17 protein-coding genes and 1 pseudogene are annotated in these 20,698 nt (G+C 58.6%); 6 read left to right on the forward strand and 12 right to left on the reverse strand.

Features of this window, described 5'->3' with window-relative positions:
- Window positions 1-112: 112 nt before the first annotated feature.
- Entirely contained in the window at window positions 113-1,294 is a 1,182-nt protein-coding gene (locus BLV09_RS35425; protein WP_146690723.1) for a glycosyltransferase family 4 protein, read from the forward strand.
- Between the two features lie 181 nt (window positions 1,295-1,475).
- Window positions 1,476-2,168 carry a class I SAM-dependent methyltransferase gene (locus BLV09_RS35430; protein ID WP_146690724.1) on the forward strand — a complete coding sequence of 231 codons (693 nt, stop codon included), beginning with the start codon at window positions 1,476-1,478 and terminating at the stop codon, window positions 2,166-2,168.
- Between the two features lie 7 nt (window positions 2,169-2,175).
- Here BLV09_RS35430 and BLV09_RS35435 read toward each other — a convergent pair whose 3' ends face one another.
- Entirely contained in the window at window positions 2,176-3,321 is a 1,146-nt protein-coding gene (locus BLV09_RS35435; protein WP_349536706.1) for a glycosyltransferase family 2 protein, read from the reverse strand.
- A gap of 80 nt (window positions 3,322-3,401) precedes the next feature.
- Window positions 3,402-4,484, reverse strand: coding sequence for a glycosyltransferase family 4 protein (locus BLV09_RS35440; protein ID WP_146690725.1), 1,083 nt, complete (start codon window positions 4,482-4,484; stop codon window positions 3,402-3,404).
- Between the two features lie 986 nt (window positions 4,485-5,470).
- Between BLV09_RS35440 and BLV09_RS35445 the strand changes: the two genes are divergently transcribed.
- Entirely contained in the window at window positions 5,471-5,773 is a 303-nt protein-coding gene (locus tag BLV09_RS35445) for a hypothetical protein (RefSeq protein ID WP_100383186.1), read from the forward strand.
- 70 nt (window positions 5,774-5,843) lie between these two features.
- Here the strand turns inward: BLV09_RS35445 and BLV09_RS35450 are convergent, their stop codons facing one another.
- Entirely contained in the window at window positions 5,844-7,154 is a 1,311-nt protein-coding gene (locus BLV09_RS35450; RefSeq protein ID WP_146690726.1) for an FAD-dependent oxidoreductase, read from the reverse strand.
- A 1,023-nt stretch (window positions 7,155-8,177) separates the two neighbouring features.
- Between BLV09_RS35450 and BLV09_RS38670 the strand changes: the two are divergent.
- Both BLV09_RS38670 and BLV09_RS35460 read left to right on the forward strand, forming a co-directional pair.
- A pseudogene (locus BLV09_RS38670) lies at window positions 8,178-8,396 on the forward strand (OsmC family peroxiredoxin); the annotation flags it as partial.
- 35 nt (window positions 8,397-8,431) lie between these two features.
- A complete protein-coding gene (locus BLV09_RS35460) occupies window positions 8,432-8,860 on the forward strand; it encodes a cupin domain-containing protein (protein WP_146690727.1) in 429 nt (142 codons plus the stop codon).
- Window positions 8,861-8,942: 82 nt separating this feature from the next.
- Here the strand turns inward: BLV09_RS35460 and BLV09_RS35465 are convergent, their stop codons facing one another.
- From BLV09_RS35465 to BLV09_RS35475, 3 genes are all read right to left on the reverse strand, one after another.
- On the reverse strand, window positions 8,943-9,902 hold the full coding sequence (locus BLV09_RS35465; protein WP_244548912.1) for a hypothetical protein: 960 nt from the start codon (window positions 9,900-9,902) through the stop codon (window positions 8,943-8,945).
- 263 nt (window positions 9,903-10,165) lie between these two features.
- The gene (locus tag BLV09_RS35470) at window positions 10,166-10,699 is read right to left on the reverse strand and encodes a cytochrome P460 family protein (RefSeq protein ID WP_146690728.1); all 534 of its coding nucleotides are present in this window, start codon (window positions 10,697-10,699) and stop codon (window positions 10,166-10,168) included.
- A gap of 353 nt (window positions 10,700-11,052) precedes the next feature.
- Window positions 11,053-12,216, reverse strand: coding sequence for a mandelate racemase/muconate lactonizing enzyme family protein (locus BLV09_RS35475; RefSeq protein ID WP_146690729.1), 1,164 nt, complete (start codon window positions 12,214-12,216; stop codon window positions 11,053-11,055).
- Between the two features lie 106 nt (window positions 12,217-12,322).
- Between BLV09_RS35475 and BLV09_RS35480 the strand changes: the two genes are divergently transcribed.
- Window positions 12,323-13,126, forward strand: coding sequence for a tetratricopeptide repeat protein (locus tag BLV09_RS35480; protein ID WP_146690730.1), 804 nt, complete (start codon window positions 12,323-12,325; stop codon window positions 13,124-13,126).
- A gap of 145 nt (window positions 13,127-13,271) precedes the next feature.
- On the opposite strand, the gene BLV09_RS35485 is transcribed toward BLV09_RS35480, so the two are convergent.
- From BLV09_RS35485 to BLV09_RS35510, 6 genes are all read right to left on the reverse strand, one after another.
- Window positions 13,272-14,315: a serine hydrolase gene (locus BLV09_RS35485; RefSeq protein WP_146691447.1), complete on the reverse strand. Its 1,044-nt coding sequence runs from the start codon at window positions 14,313-14,315 to the stop codon at window positions 13,272-13,274.
- A 368-nt stretch (window positions 14,316-14,683) separates the two neighbouring features.
- Window positions 14,684-16,081: a GTPase HflX gene (gene hflX / locus BLV09_RS35490; protein WP_197685011.1), complete on the reverse strand. Its 1,398-nt coding sequence runs from the start codon at window positions 16,079-16,081 to the stop codon at window positions 14,684-14,686.
- 639 nt (window positions 16,082-16,720) lie between these two features.
- Window positions 16,721-17,143 carry a GlcG/HbpS family heme-binding protein gene (locus tag BLV09_RS35495; RefSeq protein WP_167559004.1) on the reverse strand — a complete coding sequence of 141 codons (423 nt, stop codon included), beginning with the start codon at window positions 17,141-17,143 and terminating at the stop codon, window positions 16,721-16,723.
- A 66-nt stretch (window positions 17,144-17,209) separates the two neighbouring features.
- Window positions 17,210-18,055: an enoyl-CoA hydratase/isomerase family protein gene (locus tag BLV09_RS35500; protein WP_100387058.1), complete on the reverse strand. Its 846-nt coding sequence runs from the start codon at window positions 18,053-18,055 to the stop codon at window positions 17,210-17,212.
- Window positions 18,056-18,388: 333 nt separating this feature from the next.
- Complete coding sequence (locus BLV09_RS35505; RefSeq protein WP_100383178.1) at window positions 18,389-19,102, reverse strand: type 1 glutamine amidotransferase domain-containing protein; 714 nt, start codon at window positions 19,100-19,102, stop codon at window positions 18,389-18,391.
- A gap of 483 nt (window positions 19,103-19,585) precedes the next feature.
- On the reverse strand, window positions 19,586-20,593 hold the full coding sequence (locus BLV09_RS35510) for an LLM class flavin-dependent oxidoreductase (protein WP_100383177.1): 1,008 nt from the start codon (window positions 20,591-20,593) through the stop codon (window positions 19,586-19,588).
- Between the last annotated feature and the right edge of the window lie 105 nt (window positions 20,594-20,698).

The following is a 20,698-nucleotide window of genomic DNA, read 5'->3' on the forward strand; positions in this document are numbered from 1 at the left end:
CAAAGATCTGTAACACAACTGCCGCATCTTCCCGGTTTGGTACCAGCGAAGAACGGGATCGGTGCATTCCAGGAAGCTTCGGCGAGAGCGTTAGTAGCGTATCGAGAAAACGATGAACGTCGCAATGTTGCTGAGCTGCAGCTCCTTCGAAGGGTTCTTCGGATGGATACAGGGGCAGAGCCGGCAAAGTTACCTCGAAAGTTATCGCAACGACTGGGCGTGGTACTATGCCCGCGGCCTGTTGGAAAATAGCATCAACCCTACACTCTACATTCCCGCGTTGAGAGAGGCCGGAAAGTATCCAACGGATGTGGGAGTGCCTGTTCGATTTCTTCCGCTCGATCGCTGGTATGGCTTGTTCGAGCAGGTATGGCTCAAACGGCTCAGCCGGACGACACGCTGGTCCCTGTACGCCGAGGAGCGCATCAATACGGTCGCCTTTATGCGATCTCTTCGGGAAGCGCTCGTGCAGGACAATATCGATCTGTTGTATGTCCAGGAATATTGGAGTGGAAGGTTCGACCACATCGTGAACGCCGTCAGCGTGCCGGTAACGGGCGCCGATCACGGCGGGGTCTCGGACAGGGTCGTGAAGCTGTTCAAGCCGAGGGCCTTTGAGAAGGCTGCGCTGTGCTACGGGCAAACCGAGAACGAATGCCGGATCATCGAGAAGTACGGCGGCCGTTCCAGGCTCCAGCCTAACGGCTGTGATGTTTCGCAGTTCTTTCCTGACCCTGCTGCACAACGCGGTAAAACCGTCCTGACGGTAACCCGTCTGACCAATAAGCAGAAGCGCACGAGCGACCTTATTCGAGCGATGGCGGAATTACCTGATGAATGGAGCCTGGATATCGTTGGCACCGGGCCAGACAGGCCCATGCTGGAGAGGCTTGCGGCTGACCTGAACCTGTCATCCCGTGTAAGGTTTCACGGTTTTGTCGGTCGTGCCGAAGTACGGGATTTTCTCCGCCGTTGCGGGGTATATGCGATGCCTTCGGCCAATGAAGCCGTGGCTTTGGCGGCGCTGGAGGCGATGGCATGCGGCGCGGCCGTGGTGCTCAGCCGAATTCGCGCATTCGAACAACTCGTCACCGACGGCACAAACGGTCGCCTCGTTCCAGTTGGCGACGTGAAGGGGTTGGCCGCCGGAATTATGAGTGCCTGGGAGCAGCGTGAATCACTGGGCCAAGCTGCGTCCGAGACGGTACGGACGCACTACAATACGCGCGCCTTGTATTCACAATTGGCAGACTCGTTGCGCCAGTCTGTTCAGCAGAACGGCGTTCATCGATGATTGAACGCGGATTCGCACATAGTTGGCGCCGTTGGCGAAGAAGCTGCAGGACGGACGGAACCGGATTTTTTACGCAGCGCGCGAGAAGTCACGGGAATGTCGGTATATTCCCCGCGACAACCTCGTCGTGCTTTCAACTCTTTTCAAGGCGGCGCGCAGACATTTTTGAGAGGCGGCGAATATGAAGGAAATGTACGAGAGCGATCTTTATGGCGAGAAAAATCCGACATGGCACGAGGAAGACTCGGCCTGGAAGGCCGGCCATATCGAGCGGATGATCAAGAGAAACAAAATACCTAGCGACAGAATATGTGAAGTGGGTTGCGGGACCGGCGAAATACTTTTGACCCTGGAGAAAGCCTTTCCGACGACTTCCTTATCCGGATATGAGATTTCGCCGGAAGCGTTCCGCCGCGCAGCGCCCAAGGAAACACCGAACACCAAATTCTATCTGAAGGATTTGTTGGCGGAGAGTGACCTGCATTTTGATGTCGTGCTCGCGATAGATGTCATAGAGCACGTCGAGGACTACATATCGTTTATCAAGAAACTAAAGGAATTCGGGACATTCAAGATATTTCATATCCCGCTGGACTTGTCTGCCCAGTCCATTTTGCGGGCATGGCCAATCGCGGAACTCAGGCGTAACGTGGGTCATGTCCAGTATTTCTTCAAGCAGACCGCACTCGCGACGCTCGAAGATTGCGGATACACCATTGTCGACCACTGCTATACGGCCAGCCGTCTGGAACTGCCGAACCAAGCTTTCAGCAGTCGCATGATGCGCTTGCCGCGTCGCCTGATGTTTTCGCTCAACGCGGATTTCGCCGTGCGGTTGCTCGGCGGTTATTCCTTGTTGGTCTTGGCCAAATAGTAACCGATCAGTTCCGTTGCGGCGCTCTCCACCCGACTATTTCCTTTGCAAAACCGAGCATCGAGCGATGCCCCGTTTTAAGCCGATACGCGAGAAGAGCCTTGGCTCTGTCGTTTGGCAGCACCGATGAGAGAAAGAAAAAAAGGCCCATGGCAAACTTGTTCTTTGCCGAAAAAGGCTCATCTGCGAGTTTGACGAGTAGCCTTGGCAGTGCGGTCAATCGCGGCCGCTGCCCGGACATGATATCAAGGCATAGCTTGCGCTCGCGAAAATAAAACGCGTCACGGGAGTCCACCAATTCCTGGTCGAATCCAAGCCGATCCACGATCCTACGCAGATGCTCCATCCTCGCGAGGAAGCGATTGATGTCACGTTCGAGCAATCTGGCGTCAGGTTTGCTTCCGAGGCCCGAATCGTTGCGGCCGTGGATGCGATAGCACCCGAGCTCTTCGGAGATACTGACAACGTCACCCATCAATGGTGCCGCAAACAGAATGACGCCATCGACCGCTTTGTCATAATCGGCTTCCCGAAGCAGTTCGCATACGTCTCTGCGAAAGACGTTCCCGGACGTTGGTGGGGTCTTGTAGACCCCGCTTCTGAGTACCCGTCGAGCGAGCCCATCGCGATCTCTGAACGTCTCGAGTGGCGAAGCCGCCTCGCTGATCCGATTGTCATCTGCGTCGATCAGTGTGAGAGCAAATTGAAGCTTTGCGACCTCCGGATCCAGCCGATCGATAATTGCGGCAAGGGCGCCGGGTTTGAGCTCGTCGTCAGCGTCAAGGAACAGGATGAACGGCGCCCGGGTCCGGTCGAGGCCGTACAAACATGCCGCCCGTTGACCGCCGTTTTTGACCCTGAAGGCCGTCACGCCAAAGCTGTTAATCACGTCCCAGGAACCGTCTGTCGACCCGTCATCGACGACGACGAGCTCGCAATCGTGACCGCCCTGATCGATGACGCTTCCAATGGCGCGCCCGACGAAAGACTCGTAATTATAGCAGGAAATGACCACAGCCAGCTTCGGACTGTCGGGCGCGCCAATTTCCGACTGAGCGCTTTGCGAATGACTCTCGGTGTCAGGTCTGGTCATGTCCGGGATATGATCATCACTACTCGAACCCGCGTTTTCTTCTGGCCGCTGCACCAGCATGTGTACCGGTCGCGCAACGGATGGGCCAGATTTATCGGGTCTACGCCTTGAGTCGTCTCGATAATCGCTCGACGTGTATTTCAAACTGGCTCGGAAGATTGTCCGCGAATCTGACGACGGGCGACCGCGTAAACCTCCAGCGTCTGACGAGCGACCCGTTCGATGCGTAACTGCTCAATGTTGAATTGGCTTTTGTTTCGCCACTCCTGGAGCGCTTCGGCGTTTTCGACGAGCGTACAGAGCGCTTCCGCCAGCCTGAGGGGATCCCGAGCGGGAACGAGAATGCCGGCCTTTCCGCCCTCTAACAGTTCGGGAATTCCATCGACATCCGTTGCAACAATCGCGCAACCAGCCTCGCGAGCTTCCGACAATACGAGAGGCGCCGGATCGGCATGTGAGGGCAGCACAAAGATGTCTGCGCCCAGCAGGAAGGGAAAGGGATCGTCCTGTGCACCCATGAACGTTACGGCGCTGCCGCATTCCATTGTGCTTGCCTGATTAACGTAGGTGTCGAGATATGGACCGTCACCAAGAACATATAGTCGCGTTGCAGGATTTTTGTTGTGAACGATGTTGAAGGCCGCAAGCAGGTCTGGAATCCCTTTCCGGGGATGTTGGCCGCCGACAAAAATGATCGCAGGAGATTCAAGACGACGCGGCGTTCGATCCTTACCTTCGAACCGGGCCGATCCTATCGTTCCGTTTAGTACGACACTGAGCCGGGATTTGGAAATGCCCCGCTTCTGCATTGACTGACCAACGGCCGCGCTCACCGCGACCACGCGCGTGCCGAGGCCCATCAGAATTGAGCCTTTTTCGAACTCGTTGTGAACCGTCGTGACGAGCGGAATGCCCAGCGATTTGCAGATTGGCCAGGCCAGAACCGCGCTCGTCATCATGTGGGCATGCACCACATCCGCTTTCCAGTCGCGAACCAGGCGGTAGAGAACGCCTAGCCCTTTCACGAGTGTTGCGGGCCGGCGTTCTTGATTCACCAATCTGGTTTCAACTCCGTTGGCAGCGAGGAGCGCGTCAAAGTCGCCACCTCCGCTTGCCATCGCAACGCTGTGACCCAATTTAGCCTGAGCGCAGGCGAGATCGACCGCGGCATGAACATGTCCGTTCAATCGCCTAGTGTGATTCAGTAGCTGCAGAATACGCATCGCGAGACCTGTCGCATCCGGATTTTCGGATAAAATGAAGGACAGGTTCTATCGGGCAAGTCTGAACCTTTGGGCATGGCTTGCCTAGTTTGCAACAATCGCGATCCTCATTCAAGCGCCACTCGGGTTCTAGGGCGAGAGCATCTGGGACTCTCGCCAAGATGCGCTCCGCGAATGATTTCGCAAGCCTAACAATTAGGCGACAAGGTTTTCAATGAACGCTTCTGGAGAAGGTCGACAGGTTCGAACTTCTCTCCAAACACATATTCAAAAGATGCTCTCGCGTAATCGATGTCTCCGGGGTTGGCTGCCTACATGGTCTCCCTCGATCGGGTTCGGAAGCGACATCCGAAAGATCGCGGGTTGAGCAATAGATCATCTCGCAGCGTTGAAGAAAACTTGCGCGGAAAGCTGCGTTCTTCAGATCGGCCGGCAATTCGCTTGGGTTGGATTTTCGGGTCGGATAATTCGCCTGCCTTATTCGGCGCTCAAGGCGATCTCGGTGGTTCGACGTCGAGAGCGGGAAGTTGGAACCAACCCCGAAGACATTTTGATTGAGTGCTCAATGTGGGGAAGGCGGCGCTTCACCCGCTAGGGAGCCGGCCGAAGGGAACATGAATGCCGCTCATCTGATCAATCGCCGGAGCCCCACGAAAAGCGCGGGACCGTCCGGGCGCCTTCGCAAGGGTCATCGGTACGATCGCGGTGTCGGAATATAGAGCGAAGCGGCTGTTATATCGGCAATGTCGCGGTTCTATAATACCATTTCGTCCGATTGCGTCTCCCGGATGACAATACCATATGGAACTTGTTACCGTTTTTTGTGGAACTCCGGGAGACTCCGTGTTCCAGTAAGGCATGTGTAAGCTTTCCGCCCCGCGGGCGGAACAAAAACAACCGGTCGAGTGAACAAGGTCGTCCGTAGCGGAGGTTTTGGATCCTCAACTTGCACGAACACCGACCGTTGCAGACGAGGAGGACGCCAAATGGAATACGCCGCCGTCGCGGTCGCCATGTTGGGGTGGACTACCGGTGTAACCTTCCGGTTCAGGTTTCTCCTCGGAGTCATCATGCTGCTGCTGGTGATTTCGTTGATCTTGTCGGTGTCCCGCAGCTACGGCTTCCGGGATGCCGCACTGGTCATCATGGTTCCGCAGGCAATCCTCCAAGGCAGCTATTTTCTGGGATTGGTGAGCCGGGCTGTTTTCACGGTTGTTCAACGCAGGCTGATCGACTTCTCCAGGGCGGGAGCGGAAGCCGAACATCTCCGGCGCCACCGCGACAGTTGATGCAGCGCTGCGTCCATGCGGCGATGGAACGAGTCACCTTGAGCGCTCAAAATTGGCCGCTGCTCGAAAGTCAACGGTTCAATGCAGACTCAGCTTCGATCGTGGATACCCTGGCGGTGGGCTGATAGTCGAAGCCGCCTTGGCGTCCAAAAGATTCGATTCCGAAGGCTTTAAGAGAACGGATCGCTTCAGCTGCGCGTGCGCCGGATCGCTCAGTATATATCGGATAGGCGTTTTCGAGGATCATGCTTCCTTCCAGCTTCAGATCGCCCTCGAACAGGCCATTTGCCTGAACATGCTTCCTGAAGTTCTGCTCGGCGAGCGGGGTCGAAAAATCAATGTCATTGGCGATGACCTCGGCAGCAAAATATTCGCGGCCGTTGACGCGGCCGTAAAAGTCCGAATGCATCGTCAGGCGCTTCCATGTGCCTTCGTGAGAAAAATTATAGAGGATCGACTGGGAAAAACCCCGTTGTCCGGAAAAACTGAAGAACAGGCTCAACAACGTGATGCTGTTCAATTTTTCTGATTCGAACCCGCACATCGCCTCGACATGGTTGATCGGGATCGTCGATATGACGCGGTCAGAAGAGACCGTTCGGTCGTTCATCCGCAGGCAAAATGTTTTGTCGTTTTTCTCGAGAGCCTGAAAGCTCGCTCCGAGAACAAACGTGACTCCGCCTTCTTCCAGCCGTTCGGCGGCGACCTTATAGAGATGACTGAAACCTTCTTTCGGCCGGATCAACTGGCGATTGGCCGGCCCCTTCGATTGCGGTAGCAAGCGGCGGATTAAATTCGCGAGAGATGCGTGCTCGCTAATCCAAAGCATGCGCTTTTGTGCCAATTGGATGTCGATTTCATCCGGCGGCACGCCGTAGAACCGCTTCATGTAGGCTTCCAGGCCGGACGAATGAAGCAAGTAACCCCCGATCCAGTATCGGGCAAATTCCTTGGCATTGCGGATTTTTCGTTGAAACAGACGCGCATAGAGCAGGGAAGAAAATATACGAATCCACCCCATCGGCCCTGCGCCCACAATGTCGTCTTTCACGGAGATCGGATACGCGGTCACAACGCCTTGCGGGTTTAACCTGCCCCAATCCGGAAAAATCGGCGTGTATCGGGGTAACAGCTCCGGGAAATGTCGAAGTAAAGGCGAGTCGTCCTGGAAAATAAAACTGCCGGCATCGAAGGTGTAATCACCTGTCGACCAGTCGATATGGTTGCCTCCGACATGGTCGTATGCGTCGGTTACGAGTATGCGCCGATAGCCTTGAGCCAGGAGTACCGATGCCGATACCAGTCCGCTGACGCCTGCGCCGAGTACGATCGCTTCGTAGTGTTCTGTCGCCTCTGCCAAGCTCCTTGCGCCGGCGAGCATCGGATCACCTCGTCGAAATTGCACTTGTCGAGTCGTAGAGGTAAAGCTGTTGTATGAAAAGGGAAAGTTAGCTTCGAGATAGCTCAATGTCTGATCAGCGCGTGCCCTGTTCTTGCGCTAGCTTTCCAAAAGCCGAAACCATTTAGGTGTAGCAATGTCCGCTTCAGTCGCAAAGCGACATCGGACAATTGCCGACGTCAATTGAGAGCCAGCACCGGAAGTCGTCACTTTCATTCGGTCACCTCGGTGAGGCCATCAGGTCACCACAATCAAGGCGGCGCTGGTGTCATGAGAGCGCGACGGCGACGGACGCCGATGTAACGCATGGTGGCACAAGCGATCACGAACAGCGCGGCCTTGCTCCCGACGGCGTAGATCGACATGAACGACGCCCAGACCACCACGCTGAAATTTAAGGGCGATGATTACATTCAATGCGGCGGAGAAGAACACTAGCCCTGACCAAACGAAGCCGTACATGAACGCGATGTCTGGAACCACGTCCATGGCGACGGGCGGTGGATTACCGACAGGGGAATGTTCTTGGTCACTAGAAAAAAGGTGAGGAAAAAAACCGTCGACGCCATGTCGAGAAGCAGCAGTTTCCCCGCTTCGAACAGGTTCCTCACCGGACGGTCAACTCCCTTTTGTTGGAAGCGATGACTCTTACACCCGCGATTGTGTCTCGGCGAGGTCCGGATGCCAAGGCAGGTCATTGTCCCTGCTCGAAGGCGACACGCGGCAACATGGACGTTACCATCAGTCCGGTCTGAACCGCATCGGTCGTGGAGCTGACTTGCCTGCCGGCCAGTCGATCTGTGACTGAGGCGTAATAAGACAAGATGGCTGCCGTTTTTCAAACCTCCGGATTGGATGATGACCATGCGTATGTCTTCCATCAAACTCCTGGTGTTGGTGGTAATCGCACTTGTCGTTCTTCTCACTGTTGCGGAATTTGGTCCGGCTGTGTTGAGCGGCCGTTGATCGTGGAACTGGTTATGAATCGCCATCAAGCGTCCGGGCGCAGGCTTTACTCGGCCGGAACTCAGTACCGAGGCCGCTGTCACCCCTGAGCCGGAGGGCGGGGGATTTCGCATCAGCCGTCCGCCGTTGACTTTACGCGCCCGCGTGCCCAACCTGAACGGCATCGCATTTGCCCGGCGAGCCGGCGGCGCAGCGAAGAACTGCCCAGTTTCAAAAGTGCTCAACGCAGCGATCACATTGGACGCCAGGTTGACCTGAGCGGTCGGCTGACACGTCAAGATGAGGAGGACGCGATGGTTCGCACCCACCAACCAGGCGAAGCCGTTTTCAAATCGATCCTGCCTGAAGAAATCGACTGGAAGCCGTTCCCGGCCTTTCCACCTTCCGTCCGACTGGCCGTGCTCGTTGGAGATCCCAGTCAACCCGGACCTTACGTCGTCAGAGTCAAAGTGCCGTCCGGTGTGAAGCTGATGCCACACCGACACCCAGAAGATCGAATCTACACCGTCATGTCCGGCGTTTTCTACATCGGTCTCGGTGACCAATTCGACGGTGACGTGGTGAAAGCCTATCCGCCCGGCAGCGTGGTTATCCTGCCGGGAGATACCGCCCACTTCCACTGGGCAAAATCGGGTGAGTACGTCACACAAGTGACGGCGATTGGGCCGCTCGGCCTTGAATATATGGACTCGAAGGACGATCCGCGGAACAAAGGCAATTAGAGCAAGCCGTGCCGTGCCGCCACGGCGCGCCGAAAATCTCGGCAAGGTTCGGATGCTCGGCGCAATCTGCCGGTATGCGCACTTAAACTTTGTGGCGCGCGGCTCCCGGTTGCTGCTTGCCGACGACAGCCAACGCGTCGGACGACCAGCTTGCGACCGTCGCTTCGGTGCGGTAGCGCGGCAGATAATCTCCAAGCGAGTAGAACACGCATAGTGCGAGGCTGGCCCAGACCGCCATGCTGAAATAAAGCGACATCCAGGCAATCTCGTCTTTCCACTCGGCAAGGTCGTGCGTCACGATCCAACGCGTGCTCACGTCGTGGAGACCCTCGAGAGGTCGGAGACGCTTGCTGCTGCCATCGGCCACCTCGGTCCGCCATCGGCTCAGATACATCGGGACGTCGATGGTCATGAGAAACGCCAGATAGCTTGCAATCCCTGCTATCGCGATGGCGAGGACCACGCGAACCGGACCATCGAAAGCCGGCAGCAATCGGCAAAGGCTAATCCCGACGACGAAGAAGGCAACGGCCCATATCGAATTTTCGATGGCGTTGCCCAAATAATTGGTGGTCAGCACCGCATACCATGAGAAGCATTCCGCGATGAGGATCAACGGCACGATCACCCACGCGGCGTTCAAGGTCGTGTCCGCTCCCGTCATCGTGCCCAGCTGGTGCAGGATCATCGCCCACTGCGCCGCGAAACAGATCTCGGCCACGGTTGCCACCGACCGGCCGACGACGACGCTCGACAGCCAGGTGTCGAACAAGCAGATCCGCTGAACATCTGCGCGCGGAAGGAACGATCTGAATGCGCAGCCAAAAACATAGGCCGCACAGAGCAGGAGCATGAGCTCGATGCCGGATGTGCCGCCGAGACTGCCAGTCGGCTGTTCGTGGAGCTGGCGGTACAGCACGAACCACACTGCGATATTGGCGCCGCTGACCAGCGTCAGCAGACTCCACCACCAGGCCAGGGGATTTGACCAGGCCAGAGAACTTGATACGGAACTTGGCCGCGCCCGCCATTCCAAACTCATGGACCGCTCCGCGTGTAACCGAACTGACATTTGACTGTAGTAGTTCTGTCACAAATCGCAGCCAATCACGAACAAAAATATGTGTGCGGCGGGTGCTTGCAGGGCGATGGCGGGGTGATAGCGAGCGCGTCTTTGGTCGGTGCCAACAGCGTGGGCCGGTGCGAGACAGGCATGCTGTCTTGGCAGCGGCGATAGCCGCAGCTGCCGCAAAGCTGAGATGTCGATCAGTTCGTATCAGGCTGGTGGCGCGATCGCCGCTCCGCTCACCTCTTCGGATACGCCGTGAAAATGTAGTCCTTCGCTGTCACGATGGTATGGCATGCGTACCCGCAATCGGTGCCGGTCCCGTCGGGAGTGAACGTGTCGGACGTGGCGTCATAGTTAAACTGGGCGTATCCCCATCCGCCGGTGTCTGGAAATTTCTTGCTATCCCTCTCGATGAAATCAACGTCATGCAGGGTGCCCGGCACCGTCGTCGCGGCGGGGGCGTCCGCGCTCTTTTTCGGGCTCCAATGAATCTTCGCAATCTTGGAGCCGTCGGGGAAATGCTGGCCGTTGCCGGGAACGCCAGCCCGGTAGGCGTCGATCATCACGGGATTGGCGAGGATCACAGCGATCGCCTCGTCAGTCTGACTGACGGCGACAGCCTGCCAGTCTTCGTATCCCCTGAACTCGGAGAACGAGAGCCCATTCGGCACTTGCACCGTGTACTTGTCCTGCGCGGAAATGGCCTTGCCGCCCAACACGGCGAGCACTGCCGCAACGATCACCATCAGCCAGGACGCAATTCTCGTCATGCTCATTCCTCCGCTGTGATTGAAGTTAGAATTGTTCAATCGATGCAGCGCGGCGGCGCGACGTACCCGTCGAAAATTAGTCGCACGCGAAACGCATACATCGTTCGACCAAGTAACCGGGCAATTGTCTCACCGGCACTGTCAAAATCAATACATAATCGGCCGAATTAGGTTTCCGTGAGGTGTGTGGCGGACTCGCCGATGACCGCTTGGGGCAAAGACGGAGCTTCGGCGATCTGCACACAGCGGCATTCGGCCAAGTGGCGATGTCGGCCAAGTGCCATGACCATGAAGAGCGCGGCTTGGGATGAAAAAGCGCTCGAGGCTCCGAATGATGAGCCTTACTACCCAGATTATTTTCGATGCTCGCTCTGGTGAACCAGAAATGACCTGGCTTCCAGGAGATTGGGCGTGACACCAAGTCCAGGCGCGTCGGTCAGCGCGAAGCGGCCGTTGACAAGGGGCGGGAAGGGTTCGGCAAGCACAGCCTGGAGAGGGTTCTCCATGGCGTCATGCTCAAGTAGTCCGTCACCGCCGACGGCGGCCAGCACATGTGCGGCCGCGTGCAGGCCGATACCTGAGTTGAGCCAGTGTGGGCAGTAGCGACGGTCCGCGGCGATTGCTCGCCGCGCGACAGCTGCGCAGCATGAAATTCCGCCCCACTTGCAGATATCTGGCTGGATCACGCCGAGGTGGCCGGCAGCGATCGCGGCATCGAACGCCTGAAAGCCAATCAGATTCTCGCCGCCTGCGAGCGGGATGCGCGAGAGCATGGCAAGCTCCGCCCAGTGTTCGGGCGGATCGTCAGCCGGGATCGGCTCTTCGATCCAATCCAGCGGAAATTCGCTGAACGCCTCGACCGAAGGCCGCGCGGTCGGGAGGTCCCAGCCCTGGTTGGCATCGATCATGAATCGCTCGCCCGCCCCGAGGCCGGCAGCGATTTCGCGCACGTTGGCCAGATCGCTTTTCATATCGAAGGCAACTTTCAGCTTAAAGGCACGGTATCCGCGCTCGCGACACATGGCGACGTATTCGGGCGCACCCTTGGGATTGAGATTGCTGGCATACGCCATCACGGGCTCGGGCTTTGTCGATCGGCCGAGCATTTTCCAGAGCGGCAGCCCGGCCTTACGCGCGGCGAGATCCGAGAGCGCAATCTCAATCCCGGCGATGCAGGCCGCGAATGGGCCCGGCTCGCCACTCTGAATGGCGTTGCGTCGCATGCGCTGGGTTAGATCGATCCAGGCTGCGGCAGGACTGGTCCAGGTGCGTCCAAGCGACATCGGCAGGATGACCGTCTCGAGCAGTCTCAACTTGCTCTCAGCTCCGGAAGGCGGGAAGTTTGCCCACACCTCGCCCCATCCAAAAACGCCGTCCCGGTCCTCGATCCTGATCAGCAGCGCGTTGCGCGCGGGGATCGAGCCGAACGAGGTGACGATCGGCTCCCTGATGGCGGCTTTGAAATGAAAGACTTCGATCCGGGTTGGGGCGAGAGTGTCGTGTGTGGGTGTTTGCATGCAAGCCTCTCCGGGCCAGCGACGATACGGAATTTGGTCGCTATCGGAGCGTAGAGGACATCGACTAGCCCTGCTGATCAAGCTCGAATTGCGAGTACGCGCGATAATGCCCGCACCGCTCGGGTCGCGCCATTTTTTTTCGCGAGCGGCCGTAGGAGCCGGTGCGGCAATAAGCGTTTTATGTCTCGGGGTTCTAATGTGGAGTTATCTCGCGCGATCCGCCCAATCCGAGCGGACCAGGACGAATATCGAGACAGCAGCAAAGCTGACCCACATCTCCCAAAGCATTAATATAACTTCTCGGGAGGATTATGAAGCTGCCCGCGCACTCCGGCAATGGGCGGTCGACCTCGATCATCATAATGCAGAAGCGCTGGAAAATTTGACCTTCGCAATCGTGACCGGTGTGCTGAACCATTGGTCAGATGATGCGGTCGCCGACCTTCACGCGGCTGATCTCGCGCTGCAGGATGCGCTCCTGATTGCACCGGGGAGCATGAGGGTGCGCGGCGCCGAGTGCCAAATCCTGCGAGCGATGCGCCAGCTCGACGAGGCTCTTGCCGAATTCCTCGAAGCCGATCGACTGGCGCCGGATTCGCAGTTGCGCTGGAGTTGGCAGCAGGGAATAGGTTTGGTCTATCTCATGCAGGGGCAGGATCAGAAAGCAATCGAGTGGTTGTCGCGCGCGGCGCTTGAGGCGCCGAATGCGGGACACCCCGTGGCTTATCTGGCCTCGGCCTGTGCTTTGGTTGGCCGGGAGCAAGAGGCACGCGAGGCGCTGGATCACTATCTCAAGCTGTGGCCGAATACCACTTTGAAAAGCTTCGGGCCAACGATCGGAACGGCCGCATTCAGTGGCAAGATGGAAAGAGTGCTGGAGGGATTGCGACTGGCGGGGCTCCCTGAGTGACGCGACGACAATCCGGCCTGTGTCCGTGATGGGTCAAGCAGACTCGAACGGTTGAGCCGGCAGTGCAAAGCGGACATTTAGCGATTGGCGAGGTCGGGTAACAGCCAATGCTGGCGACCTGAGCGGACCAATCGACATTTACGGCTTATTCTTCTCGCGCCAATTCCGGAAGCACGCGGTAGCGGGCGATCTCATGCGGGAAATTGCCGCGGTTGGCGAGCAGGACGATGCCGGTTTTGTGCGCCGGCACAAGGCCGACATAGGCTGATGCGTTATTAAGTCCGCCTGGCTTGTCAACAACGTCCACGTCGTTCAAATGAACGTTTTCCCAGGCCATCGCCTGTCCGAACTTCTCGGTCACATGAAATGTCTCACGCTGCGTCATCTGCAATGCTTGCCGCAATTGCGGATCGATCGCCTCGCCATCGATACAGGCAGCAAGAAAGGTGGCCAGATCACGCGCCGAGGAGAACATCTGACCAGTCCCAGGGAAATCATAATAACTCTGCTGGTTTCCAGGCGGACCAATCACCATGCCCGTATCAGAGTAGCCCTGCACGACGCGTTTCAACAGCTCCGGTCCCATTATGGCCCGATTGTCTGGCCCGCGCTCGGGGAGGAACGTCTGGTTCATGCCGAGGGGTTTCAAGATACGGTCTTCGATAAGCTCACCGATCGGCCGACCGTAGCGACGTTCGAGCGCGAGCTGCAGTAGCACATATCCTGCATGCGTATAGATGCGCTGCTTCCCCGGCTGCTCGCCTGACTGCGGCGTCCATGCGTTGAGCATATTGAAGAATTGCTGCAGCGTAAACGAATCGTTCGGCCATGGCGGGTGATCGGTCGGCAGCAACAGTCCGGACGTATGCGTTGCCAGTTCACCGATCGTCACGCTTTTGATGTAGTCGCCGCGCAACTCGGGGACATACCTGCTCACTGGATCATCCAGACTCAGTTCGCCACGAAGCGTACCCAGCGCGACCAGGATTGCTTCAAACGGTTTGCGCACTGACGCCACATTAAACAACGTGTCCGAAGTGATTGGCCGCTTTGTCGATCCGTCGGCGAAGCCGTAATTGAAAAACTGTGTGTAGCCCTCGGCGTAGACGGCCACAGCGAGACCGCCCGCTTTCCCCACGGCCTCCGGAGCCAGATAGGCCGTTACGATGTGCTGAACCTTGGCATCCATACCAGTATCCGCAACCGACCCGCGCACCAGCGCGAGTAGCAGAACGGGAAAAATCATCAGGCCTGTCGATCGACGATGTCGCCACCAGCGCGTAGAACTTCCCAGCATACCGAACCATCGTCACATTGAAGCCGAGGGACCCTCTTGCCTGCGCGATTCGGGCGCTTGTCGGGAAACGCGCGTCAATTTGCCGTGAAGTTGTCGAATTCCGCCGACTTGCGGGCCTCCTGCGTCGGGTGCTCTCGCCCTGCCGCGGATATCCTGCGTAGCCTCACCCTCGACGGTCCGACGACGAGCCACGAAATGCTGTGAAAGGACGGAGTTCCAGGTCCGGAGGGGACTCGTCACCGCCGCGGGCGCCTTCGAACTCACGAGGCGGCAAGAGTCCTTCGCAGCCGCGCGATCGCGCCTGGCAGGCCGCGCACCTTCATGATCCGGCCGGTGGTGTCGTAGTCCTCGGAGAGCACACGCGCATTCTCGTACACGTTGCTCAGCAGCCCCTGCTTTGCATAGGGCAGCACCAGTTGGTCATCCACCATCGCAGCTTCGAAAAACGCGATAATCGTCTCACGCAGCGCGGCAACGTCCTCGGGGGATCTTGCGGACAGCAGAATCGCGTCGGGATGCTTTTCGCGCAGCGCGGCACGACCCGCCTCGCTCAGGCGATCGGTCTTGTTAAGGAGCAGGCGCGACGGGACGACGTCCGCGCCGATCTCGTGCAGCACGTTGCGGCTCACCTCGAGTTGCGATTCATACGCCGGATCAGACGCGTCAACGACGAACAGTAGCAGCGACGCTTCGAGCGCTTCGGCGAGCGTGGATCGGAATGATGCGACGAGATCGTGCGGCAGCTTCTTGATGAACCCGACCGTGTCTGAGACGAGCACGCGCGGCTTCGCCTCCGGCTGCAGCGCGCGCACCGTGGTATCGAGTGTTGCGAACAGTTTGTCTTCGACCAGCACCTCGCTACTGGTGAGCGCTCGCATCAGCGATGACTTACCTGCATTGGTGTAGCCGACTAGTGCGACCCGAATCTGATCGCGACGCGCGGACCGGCGCTGGTCGCTGTCCCGCTGGATATCATCCAGCTGTTGTTTCAGCTCCGCGAGGCGATCGCGGATCTTGCGGCGATCGAGTTCGAGATCGGACTCGCCCGCGCCGGGCCCCTGCTGCCGTCCGCCGCCCGGCGACTCCCGCAGGCGCGGCGACACGTACTTCAACCGCGCGATTTCAACCTGCAGCTTCGCCTCGCGGCTATGCGCATGACGATGGAAAATCTCGACGATCACGCCGGTCCGATCAAGGACCTGCGCACCGGTGGCGCGCTCAAGGTTGCGGGCCTGGCTTGGTGAGATTTCATGATCGACGATCACGAACTCCGGCCCCGGCTGCCTCTCCGGGTCAGGCTCTGTCTGCGTGGCGTTCGGCTTATTCCCGTCGGCGTCTTCAAAGCGGTCGCGAGCCTTCGACTTCCGCGTTATCGCCATCGATCCGACGACACCGGTCCCGCCGGTAATCGCCGCGAGTTCTGCAAGCCGCCCCTTGCCCAGCACCGTCGCGCCGTCGATCTCGTCGCGCTTCTGCGATATCGTGCCGACGACCTCGTAACCGAGTGTCTTCACCAGACGGCCCAACTCGTCGATATCGGCGGCATGCGCCACGTCGTCCACGCCGGGAAGCTGGACGCCGATGAGGATGGCGCGGGGAATGGGTGATCTAGTTTCCATGATGCGGCCTTTGCCGATTCCTTCTTGTGTCTGGCTCATGACTAGCACGTTTTTGCGATGGCGCAGGCGACCAGGACGCTGTGCTCCGGCAGGAGGATGACCGCAGGTTAGGCGGCCGTATTAACCGGCCGTATCGCCGCAGTTCGCCGGGGCTGCCGCGCGACCACGGCCGCGGCGCTGCACCTGCAGCCTCAGTTTGACGCCCTTGGCGCCGGCTACGACCATTCGGTGCCGCTTCGAGCAGCCCGCGACGCGACTGTCGGTTCAATGATGTGCTCGCCTGCTGCACGATCTAGCTTGAGAAGCAGAGTCGAGCGACAACCTTTGCAAAATAGGCGAACCGACATAAAGAAACGAGACGGACGAAACGGTCACGGCATAGTAATCGCGTAATGAGCGATCGATCACGACTGCATTGATCGTCGGGTAATGCGGCGAACTGATGTAATCAGAAATTGCCACCCGTCCGAAGCACCGCGTCGACACCTCCGCCGCCAACCGCCGTGATAGAACACAGCGCTGCGCTGTCAACCCAAATCCACCGTGCCGTCGCCACGACGCTTACCAGCTGCCGCACGTCGGACAACGTTCGTAAGTTCGGGGGTGAAGCTTGTGTCGCCCGCCTCGATGTGTCCGGTCAGTCGCGCGGTGACTTCCGTGAAAACGTAATGCGCTGCTTCACGATGTTGCGGTGAGGGCAGGCCTAACGGCTTCTCGGAGTGCCGATTCAAGGATGTTGACGTCCTGCTCGACGGTGCCACCGCTTACGCCGACGCCCGCAACCAATTGGCCTTCGCTGGTGAGCGGCGCTCCGCCGCCCATTGAACAAAATCGTCCCCCAGACAGCCCCATCAGAGGGAAGAGCTCCTGCCCAGGCTGCACGAGCGGAGAGAGATCGGCCGTTCGAAGTCCCACCAGCGCGGACGTGTACGCTTTCCGCTCCGATAGCTCGATCGAGAAGGTCGGCGCTCCGCTCATGCGGTGCTTGAGAATGATGTTGCCGTGAATATCGATGACACAAACGGCAACCGGTACGTTGGCGCGTGCTGACTGCGCTTCGACGCGGTCCGCAATATTCTTCGCGAAGGCAAGCAAATCCATGGTCGGTGTCCTTTCTGATGAGCATTGCGCGGAAGGGAAAATTCAGGCTCGCGTCCTTCGGGCGCGTCAGCCTCCGTGGCCGAGTTGCCCCACATAGAATCCCAGGCGATCTTCCGCGTCTCCGGGCCGATGAAAGCCCTTCTCAAACAAGGCCTTGATCTTGCGCTGCGCAGCTGGCCGAGCGATCGAGGCCATACAGGCGTCCCAGCCGGCGGCGATCTCGACGTCCGGCGGCAGGCTCGCGGCACTCACGAGGCGCTTCGTGTTCGCTATCGCCCACTTGTCAAACGATGCGATGCGGGTCGCCAGTGCATCGACGAATTCATCGAGCTCGGCGTCCGGCAGCGACCGGTTCACATAGCCATAAGCTTCAGCCAGGTCGCCCCCGACGTCATTGGAACTCAGGAGCACCTCCAAGGCTCTCTGTCTGCCCATTTGCCGTGGCAGGCGCGCCATCGGTCCTCCCCCAGCGACCAGGCCGACCCCCACTTCCCACTGCGACAGACGTGTTTTCTCGCGGCTTGCAAAACTCATGTCGCACGCCAGGGCGATCTCACTTCCGTTCCCGGTCGCGCGCCCGCGGATCAAAGCGATCGATACGACGGGCATGCGGGTTAGACGAACGAGGATGTCCGGCCATGCCTCCAGTCCCGTCGGCCCTTGAGGCATGCTGGTCAGATCTCTCATATCGGCGTTGAAATCACTGTGATTCAGGAAAAATCCTTCAACGGCACTGTCGAAGACCAGAACCTTGACCTGCTGGTCGGCCTCCACGGCCGTGACGATCTCCCTAAGCTCGCGAACGAACCGCGGGCCCATCACGTTCAGTGGAGGATTGTCGAAGGTGACTCGCCAATAGGCGGTCGATGAGCGAGTGAGCCGAATCTGTGCTTTCTCTTTCGCTGTGTTCATCAGAGCCTCCATGCGTTGGTTCTTGTTCAATCTCAGTCCACAGGATGGCGCAGATAGAGTTTGGTTTGCCCTCAACCAGCCATCGGTAGAGTCCGCGGGCGGCCCACGGCGCCAACAAACCGCCGGGAGCGTATCGAGGTTATCAATGCCGAGGTCTGTCACCGCACGTGCTCTCGGCGCCCGCGCACTGATCGGGCGTCCGAGCCCAGCTTGGCGCCGCGATGGAGCTGCCATTTTTGCGGTGCTGGAGAGGCGCCGATCGAAGGCGCCTCTCCAGCGGCAACTGGCCGCCGCATCCATGGGAAACCTGAAGTCGTTCGATAGTTCTTCGATCTACGAAGCCCGAGCGGTGGCAGCCGGTTTGCCCTTTTGCTTCAGCGCCGCCATCAGGGTCTTCGCGGCTGGGCCCGAGGAATGTGGGTTCTGTCCTGTGATCAGCAGGCCGTTGCTGACCACGTGAACTTCCCAATTGGCCTTCTTCGAGAAGGTGGCGCCCAGTTTCAACATCTCATCTTCGACCAGAAAGGGCACGATCTTCGTGAGGCCGACCTCTTCTTCCTCGCCGTTGGTGAAGCCGGTAACTTCCTTGCCCTGTACCAGTGGCTTGCCGTCCGTCGTCTTGACGTGACGCAGCGCACCCGTGGAATGGCACACGACGGCGATTGTCTTGCCGGCGGCAAGGAAAGACTCGATGAGCTTGATGGAGTGCTTGTCTTCGGCGAGATCCCACATCGGGCCGTGGCCGCCCGGGTAGAAGACGGTGTCGAAGTCTTCCTGCCTGACGCTGTCAAGGCGAACGGTCTTGTCGAGCTGGGCTTCCGCAGCCGCGTCCTTCTCGAACCGGAGCGTGAGGTCAGTACGGAATTCGGGTTCGTTACTCTTGGGGTCGAGCGGCGGGCGCCCGCCTTTCGGGGATGCGAGCGTGATCTCGGCGCCGGCGTCCTTGAAAACGTAATAGGGAGCTGCAAGCTCTTCGAGCCAGAAGCCCGTTTTTCGCCCGGTGTTACCTAGTTGGTCGTGAGACGTGATGACCATCAGTACCTTCATGACCGCCTCCGTTGTTTGCGATATGCACTCCGTTGTTTGCGATATGCACCGCTATATTACACGCCCCGGCGGCCATTCCCGAGTCGATCGTTGTGAATTTCTTATGAACTGTCGAATTCGCACGATGCTGTCGGCTAAATATATGAACGAATTAGTTATTTGCGTTGAGGTTTGTCCTGGATCAATCTTTGAACATGCCCGAAATGTGCGAGTATCCGGCGTGAACAAACCTGTGCGGGAAGTCTACCCTTCGTGTCGGGATATCGGCCTCGCCGGTCGTTTCAGGAACGAGGCTGACGCAACGCGCGCCGTTAGTCCTGATCATGCGAATGGCCAGTGAGCCTTGCGGCGTGCAGCAAGACCGTATTTTGAAACCAGTCTGCCGTCAGCGTCGACGAGAATCGGTTCAGGTCAATTGAATCAAGGAACCAGCAAGCGACTTGGATTCGCCTCGTAGTGACCTGCATTAGAACGTGGTTATGTCTACGCAAGACGACTGCTGCTGGGAAGAATGCCGGCAGCGTTGGCGATGAGCTCGAAGGAGCGCAGTCGAGTTGCATGGTCGTAGACATCGGACACGACGATAAGTTCGTCCGCGCCGGTTTCCGTAACGAGCGCGTCGATGCCGGCGCGAACGGTATCAGGCGATCCAACGATGGAGCGGGCGAGCATCCGCATCGCCTGCGTCTTTTCCGTCGGCGACCAGTAGCTTTCGATGTCATCGATCGGCGGCTGACTAAGGCCGCGCGCGCCGCGGAAGATGTTTGCAAAGGACATCTGCTGCGTCGTCGCGAGCCGGCGAGCTTCATCATCGCTCGTGGCGGCGATAATGTTGACGCCGACCATCGCGTAGGGCCGATCAAGCTGTTCGGACGGCTTGAAGCGACTGCGGTAGATCTCCAGCGCGGGAATGAGAAGTTCGGGCGCAAAATGCGAGGCGAAAGCATAGGGAAGCCCGAGTTCGGCCGCGAGCATCGCGCCAAAGTTGCTCGATCCGAGAATCCACAACGGCACTTCCGTTCCCGCCGCCGGCACGGCCTGGATGCGCTGATTTGGACCGGCCGGAGCGAGGAATGCCTGCACTTCAAGAACGTCCTGCGGGAAGTTCTCGGCTGCTTCGGGCGTGCGGCGCAAGGCGCGCAGTGTGAGCTGGTCAGTCCCCGGCGCGCGGCCCAGCCCGAGATCGATACGGCCCGGAAACAGTCGCGCCAGCGTCCCAAATTGTTCAGCGATGACGTAGGGCGCATGATTGGGCAGCATGATGCCACCTGCGCCGACCCGGATGGTCTTTGTTCCTGCCGCAATATGGCCCAGCACGACCGACGTCGCGGCGCTTGCGATGCCCGGCATGTTGTGATGCTCCGCCACCCAGATGCGGCGATAGCCCCAATTCTCCGCATGGGCCGCAAGATCACGGGCATTGTCGAGCGCGCCGCGCGCATCCGTGTTTTCAGTGACGCGGACAAGATCGAGGATGGAAAGTGCTGTCACGAGTTCTCCCGAGTGAATCCGATCGCGTGGGATGTCGCCCGAGATGCCCGGCCGCGTTCACGCTCGTCCGAAAAGGGGGGAGACGTCATCCGTGTTGTTCAGCCA

The sequence above is a fragment of the Bradyrhizobium canariense genome, from assembly GCF_900105125.1.
GTDB classification, from domain to species: Bacteria; Pseudomonadota; Alphaproteobacteria; order Rhizobiales; family Xanthobacteraceae; genus Bradyrhizobium; species Bradyrhizobium canariense_A.